11 protein-coding genes and 1 pseudogene are annotated in these 11155 nt (G+C 62.4%); 9 read left to right on the top strand and 3 right to left on the bottom strand.

What is annotated here, in order from left to right:
* Positions 1-189 (top strand): annotated as a pseudogene (locus AU074_RS23130) (IS256 family transposase); the annotation flags it as partial.
* Between the two features lie 110 nt (positions 190-299).
* On the opposite strand, the gene AU074_RS23135 reads toward AU074_RS23130, so the two are convergent.
* The 3 genes from AU074_RS23135 to AU074_RS23145 all read right to left on the bottom strand — a co-directional run bounded on the left by AU074_RS23135 (position 300) and on the right by AU074_RS23145 (position 2784).
* The gene (locus AU074_RS23135; RefSeq protein ID WP_076016681.1) at positions 300-1235 is read right to left on the bottom strand and encodes a FecR domain-containing protein; all 936 of its coding nucleotides are present in this window, start codon (positions 1233-1235) and stop codon (positions 300-302) included.
* Positions 1232-1750: a sigma-70 family RNA polymerase sigma factor gene (locus AU074_RS23140; protein WP_076016682.1), complete on the bottom strand. Its 519-nt coding sequence runs from the start codon at positions 1748-1750 to the stop codon at positions 1232-1234. Before AU074_RS23140 ends, AU074_RS23135 begins: the two co-directional genes overlap by 4 nt.
* A gap of 92 nt (positions 1751-1842) precedes the next feature.
* Positions 1843-2784: a LysR family transcriptional regulator gene (locus tag AU074_RS23145; RefSeq protein WP_076016683.1), complete on the bottom strand. Its 942-nt coding sequence runs from the start codon at positions 2782-2784 to the stop codon at positions 1843-1845.
* A gap of 116 nt (positions 2785-2900) precedes the next feature.
* Here AU074_RS23145 and AU074_RS23150 point away from each other — a divergent pair, with 116 nt between their 5' ends.
* The 8 genes from AU074_RS23150 (at position 2901) to AU074_RS23185 (ending at position 10821) form a co-directional block, all read left to right on the top strand.
* The gene (locus AU074_RS23150) at positions 2901-4196 is read left to right on the top strand and encodes an MFS transporter (protein WP_076016684.1); all 1296 of its coding nucleotides are present in this window, start codon (positions 2901-2903) and stop codon (positions 4194-4196) included.
* Between the two features lie 15 nt (positions 4197-4211).
* Entirely contained in the window at positions 4212-5396 is a 1185-nt protein-coding gene (gene rhmD, locus AU074_RS23155; protein ID WP_063029975.1) for an L-rhamnonate dehydratase, read from the top strand.
* Positions 5397-5407: 11 nt separating this feature from the next.
* Positions 5408-6208 (top strand): aldolase/citrate lyase family protein, encoded by an 801-nt coding sequence (locus tag AU074_RS23160; RefSeq protein ID WP_076016685.1) that lies wholly within the window; start codon positions 5408-5410, stop codon positions 6206-6208.
* 10 nt (positions 6209-6218) lie between these two features.
* Positions 6219-7652 (top strand): aldehyde dehydrogenase, encoded by a 1434-nt coding sequence (gene aldA, locus AU074_RS23165; protein WP_076016686.1) that lies wholly within the window; start codon positions 6219-6221, stop codon positions 7650-7652.
* Positions 7653-7722: 70 nt separating this feature from the next.
* Entirely contained in the window at positions 7723-8610 is an 888-nt protein-coding gene (locus AU074_RS23170; RefSeq protein WP_076016687.1) for an amidohydrolase, read from the top strand.
* The gene (gene rhaM, locus AU074_RS23175; protein WP_083676712.1) at positions 8604-8924 is read left to right on the top strand and encodes an L-rhamnose mutarotase; all 321 of its coding nucleotides are present in this window, start codon (positions 8604-8606) and stop codon (positions 8922-8924) included. Before AU074_RS23170 ends, rhaM begins: the two co-directional genes overlap by 7 nt.
* Before the next feature lie 40 nt (positions 8925-8964).
* Positions 8965-10023, top strand: coding sequence for an L-rhamnose/proton symporter RhaT (gene rhaT, locus AU074_RS23180; protein ID WP_076016688.1), 1059 nt, complete (start codon positions 8965-8967; stop codon positions 10021-10023).
* A 27-nt stretch (positions 10024-10050) separates the two neighbouring features.
* Complete coding sequence (locus tag AU074_RS23185; protein WP_076016689.1) at positions 10051-10821, top strand: SDR family NAD(P)-dependent oxidoreductase; 771 nt, start codon at positions 10051-10053, stop codon at positions 10819-10821.
* Positions 10822-11155 lie beyond the last annotated feature (334 nt).

The following is an 11155-nucleotide window of genomic DNA, read 5'->3' on the forward strand; positions in this document are numbered from 1 at the left end:
AATGCCCAGTTGCGCAAGATCATCAAGACGCGAGGCCACTTCCCAACGGATGAGTCCGCGACAAAGCTAATCTGGCTGGCATTGCGAAATATCACCGCGAATTGGGGCAGTGCAGCTCATGATTGGAAGAGCGCGATGAATCAATTTGCGATTCTGTACGGAGATCGATTTATCAGGCCGACCTGGTAAAGCTAGGCCTGCCTGACGGCAGGCCGTAACCGGCCCGAACACAAAAAATCTGACACTCTCTAAGCAGCCGTTACCTAAATAACGGATATGTACCCAGCTCACAGATCACATCAGGCAACCGCTTCACGCGGCACCAACGTCACCCAATACCGAGTACGAAACTGCACCTCCAGCGCCATCGTCGACGCCAGCAACGCAAGAATACGATCCGTATCCGCCAACTGAAAACTCCCAGTCACCCGCAACCTCTCCAGCCTCGAGTCCCACCGCATCACCCCTGGCCGATACCGCTCCAACTCCCGCAAAAAATCCCCCAACAGCTGGTTCTGCGCAGTCAGCACACCGTCGCGCCAACCCAATTGCAACGCATCAAACCCCACCGCAGCACCCATCCCCGACGCCTGCAACCGAGCCTGCTGCCCACCTTGCAATGTCGCCATCTGCCCACGCAGGTCCTGCACCTGCACTACGCCCTTGAGCACCGACACCAAACACCCGGATGACAACTGCCGCACACACACTTCAGCCTGGCTGACGATCACCTGGCCATAACGCGTCTGCACCGTCAGCGCACCACCCCCCGGTACCGTCAACGCCATCTCCCCTTCCACCAGCGTCACACGGCGCCGGGTCGCATCCACATCCACCGCACTCGCGGTATTCAATTGCAGGCTACTGCCATCCGCCAGCGTCACCCGCCTGCGTTCACCGGTGGCGGTGTGCAAGTCAGCACGCCATGCATCGATCGGCAATTGCCGGCTAAACAACCACGCAGCCGGCACCAACGCCGCCACCCCCAACGCACGCTTGAGCACCGCACGCCGACCCGGTTGCGGGCGATCAAGGCTGGCCATGGCCAATGCCGGAGGCAAGTCGGTAAAACGCTGGCGCAGTAACTGGGCTTTTTGCCAGATCTGTTCGTGTTGAGGATGACTGTCACGCCACTGCTGCAGGCTGGCATGGTCACGCTCGGTGGCAGTACCGGATTCCAGCAACGCCAGCCACTGTGCCGCCGCACGGGCAAGATCCGGCGCGGTACGGCTCACAGTTCCACCAGCAGGCAATGCTCATAGGCCTGGGCCATGTAGCGTTTGACCGTACGCTCGGAAACCTGGAGCCGCTCGGCGATCTCGCGGTAGCCCAGGCCTTCCAGCTGGCTCCAGAGAAACGCTCGGCGTACCACCGGTGGCAAACCGTCGAGCAGCTCATCCAGGGCTTGCAGGGTTTCCAGCAGCAACCAGCGCTGTTCCGGTGACGGCACGCAAGCTTCCGGCAAGTGCATCAACGCATTGAGGTACGCCTGTTCCAGGCTGCGCCGCTGATGAAAATTCACCAGCAGCCGTTTGCCCACGGTCACCAGGTAAGCCCGGGGCTCCTGCAATTGCGCAATCGGCTGGGCGCTGGCCAGCACCCGCAGGAACGTGTCCTGGCTCAGGTCGGCGGCATCCCAGGCGTTGCCCAGACGGCGCCGCAACCAGCTTTCCAGCCAGCTGCGGTGGTCGCGGTACAAGCTGTGAAGATTCGGTTCAGTGAGGTGCGTCGGCAATACAGCATCATTCATGGCAAGTAACCTGCGCGGCGCGAGTCAGTCTCAAATGAGATTCATTCTATTTAATATCCCGCCGCCATACCACGTTCTTTTGCACAGCATGTTTAAAGCATCGCGGCCTTTTGCCTGAGCATGTCGATAAACATCCCCAGTTCGCGACTCACCGGGTCACCCCGGCGCAGCAGCATGCCGAACGGCGCAAGCTGCACCTCCAGCGCCACCGGCAGTGCGACCACCAGGCCCATTTTCAGGTAATCCCGCAGGGCACTTTCCGAGAGCACCATGATCGCGTCGGTCAGTTGAATCAGTTGCTGCATGGAATACACCGAGCTGCATTCGATGATGTCTGCCGGCTGCGGTAACGCAAGGCGTTGCAGCGCTTCGTCGAAGCCGATGCGCGCCGGGCTGGTTTCCGGTTGCAGGATCCACGGCCAGTCGCTGACCAGTTCCGTCAGCGCCAGGTCATCACGCTGGGCCAGGGGATGGCCGGCGTGCACCACCACCAACAAACGCTCGTTGCCCAAGGGTTCGAAGGTGTAATGCTCGCTGTCGGTGGCGGCATTGCGCCGGGCGATGGCCAGGTCGATGCGGCCTTGTTCCAGCAACTGGATCACCTGGTCGCTGGTGTCTCCCATGATGCGAATGCGCAGTTGGGGATTGAGTGTCTTGATCTGGGCGATGGAGTCCATCACCAGGTCCGGGGCCGCGCCCATGATGGTGCCAATCGACAAGTAGCCATAACCGCCCTGTTGACGCGCCATCAGGTCTTCGGCGCAGCGGTCGAGGCCACTCAGCGCCGACTCGGCAAAGCGGATCAACTCCTTGCCCAGCGCCGTCGGGCGCATGCCCCGGGGCAGGCGCTCGAACAGGTCACAGGCAAACATGTCCTCGATCTCGCGCAACATGCGCGTCGCCGCCGGCTGCGACATGTTCAGGCTTTGGGACGCACGGTGCAGGTTCTGGCTGGAACTCAAGGCCACCAGCATGTGCAGATGCTTGTAGCGCAGGCGGTTGAACAGGCTGCGGGAGATCAACGGACTACTCATTTTTATCCTTGTTATCGATACCCTGAGGTTATCAGTTGTAAGCGAGATTCGATTTGTAGCGCATGGATTGAGCGCCGTACAGTCCTTCCCATAAGAACAAAACACCGGACTGAACAATGAAGACCCTGCCCGCACCTCTGCTCGCCAAAATTTCCTGGCGGCTGCTGCCCTTCCTGCTGCTGATGTACATCATGGCCTTCCTCGACCGCGCCAACGTCGGGTTTGCCAAACAAGCCTTCCAGGCCGACACCGGCCTCAGTGACGCCGCCTTCGCCTTTGGCGCCGGGGTGTTTTTTGTCGGCTATGCGCTGCTGGAAGTGCCGAGCAACCTGATCATGCATCGCGTCGGTGCCCGCCTGTGGATGTGCCGGATCATGGTCAGTTGGGGCCTGGTGTCCGCCGCCATGATGTTTGCCCACAACGAAACCAGCTTCTACGTGTTGCGCTTTCTGCTGGGCGTGGCCGAAGCCGGATTCTTCCCCGGCGTGATCCTCTACCTCACCTACTGGTTCCCCTCCGCCGTGCGCGGCAAGGCCATGGGTTTCTTCTACTTTGGCGCGCCCCTGGCCTTCATCTTCGGCAGCCCACTGTCTGGCTTGCTGCTGGAGTTGGACGGGTTCTCCGGACTGCACGGGTGGCAATGGCTGTTCGTGGTGGAAGGCCTGATGGCCACCGCGGTTGGCATCTGGGCCTATTGGTACCTCGACAACCGCCCCGCCGATGCCAAATGGCTGAGCGTTGCAGAGCGCCGCCAGATCCAGGACCTGCTGGACCGCGAAGACCAGCAAAAAACCTCCCACGGCCGCAGCCTGCTCACGGTGCTGTGCCAGCCCAGCGTGCTGTACCTGTGCCTGGTTTACCTGCTGATCCAGGCCAGCGTGTACGGCGTGGTGTTCTATTTGCCCACCCAGGTCGGCGGGCTGCTGGGGACCAAGGTCGGCTTGATGGTGGGCCTGGTCTCGGCGATTCCCTGGGTCTGCGCGCTGTTCGCCGCGTGGTGGATTCCCGGCTACTCCGACCGCACCGGCGAGCGCCGCAAAACCGCTTCCCTGACCCTGTTGATGGCCGCCGCCGGGATCGCCTGCTCAGTGACCTTCGCCAACCCGCTGCTGGGCATGCTCGCCCTGTGCTTTGCCGCCTCGGGCTTTATCGCCGTGCAACCGGTGTTCTGGACCTTCCCTTCCAGTTACCTGGCCGGCAGCGCAGCGGCGGCCAGCATTGCCCTGATCAACTCCTTCGGTGCCCTCGGCGGGTTTATCGCCCCGGTGCTGAAGAACTGGGCAGAAACCGCCTTTCACTCCCCTGCGGCCGGCCTTTACCTGCTGTCCGCCACCACCGTACTCGCAGCGTTGCTGGTACTCGGTATCCATTCCCCAGGCCAAAAAGCGACGAACACGCCGGCCACTGTTTAATCAAGGAGTCACACCATGGGCAACCTCACTATCAAGCACGTCCGCGCCTTTGTGCTGCGCGGCGGCGGCGCGGACTACCACGACCAGGCAGACGGCCACTGGATCGACGATCACATCAGTACCCCCATGAGCAAATACCCCGAGTACCGCCAGAGCCGCCGCAGTTTCGGGATCAACGTACTCGGCACACTCGTGGTGGAAATCGAGGCCAGCGACGGCACCGTCGGGTTCGCCGTGACCACCGGTGGCGAGCCCGCCGCGTATATCGTCGAGAAGCACCTGGCGCGCTTCCTGGAAGGCGCCCGCGTCACCGATATCGAGAAAATCTGGGACCAGATGTACCAGTCCACCCTGTACTACGGCCGCAAGGGCCTGGTGATCAACACAATTTCCGGTGTCGACCTGGCGCTGTGGGACCTGCTCGGCAAGATTCGCCAGGAACCGGTGCACCAGTTGCTCGGCGGCGCGGTGCGTGATGAATTGCAGTTCTACGCCACCGGCGCCCGCCCCGACCTCGCACAGAAGATGGGCTTTATCGGCGGCAAGATGCCCCTGCACTACAGCCCGTCGGAAGGCGAAGAAGGCCTGCGCAAAAACCTCGAGGAACTGGCGACCATGCGCGAGCGGGTCGGCCCGGACTTCTGGCTGATGCTCGATTGCTGGATGAGCCTGGACCTGAACTACGCCACCAAACTGGCGATCGGCGCCCATGAATACGGCCTGAAATGGATTGAAGAAGCGCTGTCGCCCGACGACTACTGGGGCTATGCCGCCCTGCGCAACAACGTGCCCAAAGGCATGTTGGTCACCACCGGCGAACACGAAGCCACCCGTTGGGGCTTTCGCATGCTGCTGGAGATGGGTTGCTGCGACATTATCCAGCCGGATGTGGGCTGGTGCGGCGGCCTCACCGAACTGGTGAAAATCTCGGCCCTGGCCGACGCCCATAATGCGCTGGTGGTGCCCCACGGCTCGTCGGTCTACAGCTACCACTTCGTCGCCACCCGCCATAACAGCCCGTTCGCCGAGTTCCTGATGATGGCGCCCAAGGCCGACGAAGTGGTGCCGATGTTCCACCCGCAACTGCTCGGTGAACCGGTGCCGGTGAATGGCCGCATGCGCCTGTCGGTGCTCGACAAGCCCGGGTTTGGCGTGGACCTCAACCCCGATTGCCAACTGCATCGTCCGTATAACCGCTGAGGACTCCTGCCATGAACATGCCCCACAACGCTTTCAAGGCTGCGCTGCGTAAAGACGCTGCGCAATACGGGATCTGGGCCGGCTTCGCCACCGCCTACGCCGCCGAGATCGTCGCCAGCACCGGCTACGACTGGATGCTGATTGACGGCGAACACGCTCCCAACACCGTGCCCAGCGTGCTCAACCAGCTCCAGGCCGTGGCGCCCTACGCCACTGCGCCGGTGGTGCGTGCGGTGAGCAGCGACGCCAACCTGATCAAGCAACTGCTGGACGTCGGTGCGCAAACGCTGATGATCCCGATGGTCGAAACCGCCGAGCAAGCCCAGGCCCTGGTGCGGGCCATGCGTTATCCGCCCCACGGCATTCGTGGCGTTGGCGGCGGCCTGACCCGCGCCACCCGCTGGGACGGCGTGGCCGACTACCTCAATACTGCCCATGAACAGCTGTGCCTGATCGTGCAGGTGGAGTCGCGCCAGGGGGTGGAAAACGTCGCGGCGATTGCGGCGGTGGAAGGCGTGGACGCGGTCTTTATCGGCCCCGCCGACCTGTCCATCGGCCTCGGTCACGCTGGCAATCCCGGGCACCCCGAGGTGCAGGAACGCATCCAGCACGCGGTCAACGCCACGCTGGCGGCCGGCAAGGCCTGCGGCATTCTCGCGCCCAACGAAGACGATGCTCGCCGTTATCAAGCCTGGGGCTGCCAATTCATTGCGGTGGCCATCGACATCAGCCTGCTGCGCCAGGGTGCCATGGCGACCCTGGCCCGCTATCGCCCTGCCGCCGACGCCAAAGCACCGTCACGTACCTACTGAGGAGCCAAGCATGTCATCCGTACCGGTCTACCAGAACTTCATCAACGGCCGCTTTACCTCAAGCGATGCGCACCTGGATGTATTGAACCCGGCCACCGGCGCCCTGTTGTCGAAGGTCCCGGCGTCCACCTCCGAAGACGTCGACCAAGCCTTGGCTGCCGCACGTCATGCGCAAAAAGACTGGGCGCGCAAACCGGCGATCGAACGTGCCGGGCACTTGCGCCGCATCGCCGCCAAGCTGCGGGAAAACGTCGCCCACCTGGCGCGCACCATCACCCTGGAGCAAGGCAAAGTCAGCGGCCTGGCGGAAGTGGAAGTCAACTTCACCGCCGACTACCTCGACTACATGGCCGAGTGGGCACGCCGCATTGAAGGCGAGATCATCACCAGCGACCGCCCCAATGAAAATATCTTCCTGTTCCGCAAACCCCTGGGTGTGGTGGCCGGCATCCTGCCGTGGAATTTCCCGTTCTTTTTGATCGCCCGCAAGATGGCCCCGGCGTTGCTCACCGGCAACACCATCGTAATCAAACCCAGCGAAGAAACGCCGAACAACTGCTTCGAGTTCGCCAAACTGGTGGCCGAAACCGACCTGCCCGCCGGGGTATTCAATGTGGTCTGCGGCGATGGCCGCGTCGGTGGCGCCCTCACCGCCCATAAGGGCGTGGACATGATCAGCTTCACCGGCAGCGTCGCCACCGGCTCGCGGATCATGGCTGCTGCGGCACCGAATATCACCAAGCTCAACCTGGAGCTGGGCGGCAAGGCACCGGCCATCGTCCTCGCCGATGCCGACCTGGACCTCGCGGTAAAAGCCATTCGCGACTCGCGGATCATCAACAGCGGCCAGGTGTGCAACTGCGCCGAACGGGTGTATGTGGAGCGCAAGGTGGCCGACCAGTTTATCGAGCGCATCAGCGCCGCGATGGCCGCCACCCGCTACGGCGACCCCATCGCCCAGGCCGATGTGGAGATGGGTCCGCTGATCAACCGCCAAGGCCTGGACAGCGTCAATCGCAAGGTACGCACCGCCTTGAGCCAAGGTGCATCGCTGGTCACCGGCGGGCAGATCGCCGACCTGGGCCAGGGTTTTCACTTCCAGCCGACGGTATTGGCCGGTTGCCACGCCGACATGGAAATCATGCGCGAAGAAATTTTTGGCCCGGTGCTGCCGATCCAGATTGTCGACGACCTGGATGAAGCCATCGCCATGGCCAACGACTGCGACTACGGCCTGACCTCTTCGATCTACACCCGCGACCTGGGCAAGGCGATGCAGGCAGTGCGCGAATTGTCGTTCGGCGAGACCTACGTCAACCGCGAGAACTTCGAGGCGATGCAAGGCTTCCATGCCGGCGTGCGCAAATCCGGAATCGGCGGCGCCGATGGCAAGCACGGCCTGTATGAGTACACCCATACCCATGCGGTGTACCTGCAGGGCTGAGGTGGTGCAACGGGCCCTGGCGCGGTAGCGTGCGGGTCCTTCCCTATCCATTCTTCCGAAGGATTGCGCAATGCCTCTTACCCCTTACAGCGGCCCGATCATCGACAGCCATTTGCACCTGTTCGACCCGCGTCGCCCCCAGGGCATTCCCTGGCCCGAGCCGGGCAACGCGCTGTATGCCGCGCATTTGCCGGCGGATTATTGGGCGCTGGCAGGCGAACATAACGTGATTGGCGCCATTGCCGTGGAAGCCAGCCCGTGGCGCGACGACAACCGCTGGTTGCTGGAGACCTTGCGCAGCGATCCGCGCATGCTCGGTTTCGTCGGCAACCTGGACCCGCTGCACGGCGACTTTGCGGCTGATCTGGATGCCTTGGCCGATGAGCCGCTGTTCCTCGGCTTGCGCTACGGCAACCTGTGGGACCGCGATTTGCTAGAAGACCAGGCGCGCCCCGGATTCATCGACGGCCTGCGCCGGCTTGCCGAATGCGGGCGCGGCCTCGACAGCGCCAACCCCAATCCGCGCCTGATCAAAGGGCTGCTGCACCTGAGCAACGCCTTGCCCGAGCTGCGCATCATCGTCGATCACCTGCCCAATGCCAGCGTGCCCGCCGGTGAAGAATCGGCCTATCACGCAGACCTGATGCGCCTGGCAGAACGGCCCAATGTGTTCGCCAAACTTGCAGAAATCCCTCAGGTCGGTCCACGTGGATTGATCACCGACCCGGCGTTCTACAACGACCGCCTGGCCGTGCTGTGGGAAGCCTTTGGCGAAGACCGTTGCTTCTTCGGCAGCGACTGGCCCAACAGCGATCAACTGGCCAATTTCGCCACCACCCTCGGCCTGGTGAAAGCCTGCATGGCGAGCAAATCCGAGGACGTACAGGGCAAGTTCTTCCTGCACAACGCGGTGCGCATCTACAGCCCCACGCCACCCCATGGAGGCCAGTCATGCTGACCCGAGCCTTTCGCATGAACCTCAACCCCGGCCAGCACGCCGAGTACCGTCGACGCCATGACGAGATCTGGCCCGAACTGGCCCAGGCCCTGCGCGATGCCGGCGTGGTGGACTACCGGATCTTCCTCGACGAGGCCAGCAACGCCTTGTTCGCCGTGATGACCCACGAAGACCAGCACGGCCTCAACGCGTTGCCGGGCACCGCGCTGATGCAACGGTGGTGGCAGTACATGCAAGACATCATGCCCAGCCATCCGGACGCCTCGCCCGTCAGCGTGGATTTAATCCCGATGTTCAGCCTCACCCCAGGCTGAAACAGCGCGCGACCACAACAATAAAAAAGGATTCGACTACGTGGAAATCATTCTCTTCGGTGTGATTCTGCACTTCATCGGCGGCTTCGCCTCCGGCAGTTTCTACATCCCTTACAAGAAGGTCCGCGGCTGGGCCTGGGAAAGCTACTGGATCACCGGTGGCCTGGTGTCATGGCTGATCGTGCCGCTGATTGCCGCGCAACTGACCGTGCCCGGTTGGGTCGACATCCTGCGCCAGGCCGAGAGCAGCACCCTGCTCTGGACCTACTTGTTCGGCGTGCTCTGGGGCATCGGCGGGCTGACCTTCGGCCTGACCATGCGCTACCTCGGACTGTCCCTGGGCATGTCACTGGTACTGGGCCTGACATCGGCCCTCGGCGCCTTGATGCCGGCGCTGTACCGCGACCTGTTCACCGACGCCACCGAAGGCACCCTGACCTCGATGCTCGCGTCTCAGGGCGGACATTGGGTGCTGTGGGGTGTAGCGGTTTCACTGGTGGGCATTGCGGTGTGTGGCAAGGCCGGGTTGATCAAGGAACGTGAAGTGCCAGAGGCGGTGAAGTTTGCCAGCATCAGCGAGTTCTCGGTGGCCAAGGGCATGCTGGTGGCGGTGATCTCCGGGGTCTTGAGCGCGTGCTTCAGCTACGGCATTTCCGCCGGTCGCCCCTTGGCCGCAGCGGCCGTGGAGCACGGTGCCAATAGCCTGTTCCAGAACAACGTGACCTTCATGGTGATCATGTGGGGTGGCCTGACCACCAACGGCATCTGGTGCCTGTGGCTGAACTGGCGCAACCGTACGTTCCACAACTACACCGACCGCAGTACGCCGCTGCTCGGCAACTACCTGCTGGTGGCGTGTGCCGGCACCCTGTGGTTCCTGCAGTTCTTCTTTTACGGCATGGGCGAAAGCCGCCTGCAGAACGACGCCAGTTCGTGGGTGTTGCACATGTCTTTCATCATCATCGTGTCCAACTGCTGGGGCCTGTATTTCCGCGAATGGCAGGGCACCAGCGCCACCAACAAAGGCGTATTGGTCGCGGGTATCGCGGTGATTCTCGGCGCTATCGCCATGGTTGGTTACGGCAACTATCTCGGCTGAGCCCGCTTGTTTTCCAGGAGTCCACTTATGTTACTTGCAGACAAAACCGTGATTATTACTGGCGCCTCCCGTGGTATCGGCCGCGCCGCCGCCCGGGAATGTGCACGCCAGGGGGCTCGCGTGGTGATCGGCCACAGTGGTAGCGGCCAGGGCACTGAAGCGGCGTTTTCGTTGATCGAAGAAATCAAGGCGTTTGGTGGCCAGGCGGTGGAAGTGGGCGGCGACGCGGCCGACCCGGACACCGGTGACAAACTGGTAGCCGGCGCGCTCAAGGCATTTGGCAGTGTGGATGTGTTCGTCAACAACGCCGGGATTTGCCCGTTCCACTCGTTCCTCGACATGCCGCGCGAGGTGTACCTGAAGACGGTCAACACCAACCTCAACGGCGCCTACTTCGCCGTGCAGGCGGCGGCGAACCAGATGAAAAACCAGGGCACGGGTGGCGCGATTATCGCGGTCAGTTCCATCAGTGCGCTGGTGGGCGGCGGGATGCAGACGCACTACACGCCGACCAAGGCCGGGCTGCATTCGTTGATGCAGTCCTGTGCGATTGCGCTGGGGCCTTATGGGATTCGCTGTAATTCGGTGTTGCCGGGGACGATTGCTACCGACATCAACAAGGAGGATTTGGCGGATGAGGAGAAGCTGGCGTACATGACTTCGCGTACGCCGCTGGGGCGCCTGGGTGAACCCGACGATGTTGCGGGGCCCATTGTTTTTCTTGCTTCGGATATGGCGCGGTATGTGACCGGGGCTTCGTTGCTGGTGGATGGGGGGTTGTTCGTCAACTTGCAGTAGCTGGTGGGGGCGTATCCGTTATTTGGGGGTTTGGGTGTATATCCGTTATTTGGGTAATGGCCGCCTATGGTTCCGCTCTTACAGCGGCTCACTTTTGAACAGCGCAAAAGTAAGCAAAACGCTCTTGCCCCACCACTCGGCACCTCGCTTGGGCTCGGTGTGCCCGCACTCCGGCAGCACGAAGCGGGCCGCCGCGACGGGGCGTCCCTGCCCCGTCGCGGCTAAACCGGCGTCCTGCCGGTTTACCCGCTCCGTACTGCCTACGTTCGGCCAGCGTGGTTTAACGGGGCGCCTAAGATCAAGATCAAAAGCAGATCAACAGCACAGCGGCCTA

The sequence above is a fragment of the Pseudomonas sp. ATCC PTA-122608 genome (genome assembly GCF_001952855.1).
Classification (GTDB): Bacteria; Pseudomonadota; Gammaproteobacteria; order Pseudomonadales; family Pseudomonadaceae; genus Aquipseudomonas.

Bases quoted from the DNA above. Each gene is read 5' to 3' on its own strand.
- AU074_RS23140 (WP_076016682.1), bottom strand. From the start codon at position 1,750: ATGAATGATGCTGTATTGCCGACGCACCTCACTGAACCGAATCTTCAC.
- AU074_RS23145 (WP_076016683.1), bottom strand. From the start codon at position 2,784: ATGAGTAGTCCGTTGATCTCCCGCAGCCTGTTCAACCGCCTGCGCTAC.
- AU074_RS23150 (WP_076016684.1), top strand. From the start codon at position 2,901: ATGAAGACCCTGCCCGCACCTCTGCTCGCCAAAATTTCCTGGCGGCTG.
- rhmD (WP_063029975.1), top strand. From the start codon at position 4,212: ATGGGCAACCTCACTATCAAGCACGTCCGCGCCTTTGTGCTGCGCGGC.
- AU074_RS23160 (WP_076016685.1), top strand. From the start codon at position 5,408: ATGAACATGCCCCACAACGCTTTCAAGGCTGCGCTGCGTAAAGACGCT.
- aldA (WP_076016686.1), top strand. From the start codon at position 6,219: ATGTCATCCGTACCGGTCTACCAGAACTTCATCAACGGCCGCTTTACC.
- AU074_RS23170 (WP_076016687.1), top strand. From the start codon at position 7,723: ATGCCTCTTACCCCTTACAGCGGCCCGATCATCGACAGCCATTTGCAC.
- rhaM (WP_083676712.1), top strand. From the start codon at position 8,604: ATGCTGACCCGAGCCTTTCGCATGAACCTCAACCCCGGCCAGCACGCC.
- AU074_RS23185 (WP_076016689.1), top strand. From the start codon at position 10,051: ATGTTACTTGCAGACAAAACCGTGATTATTACTGGCGCCTCCCGTGGT.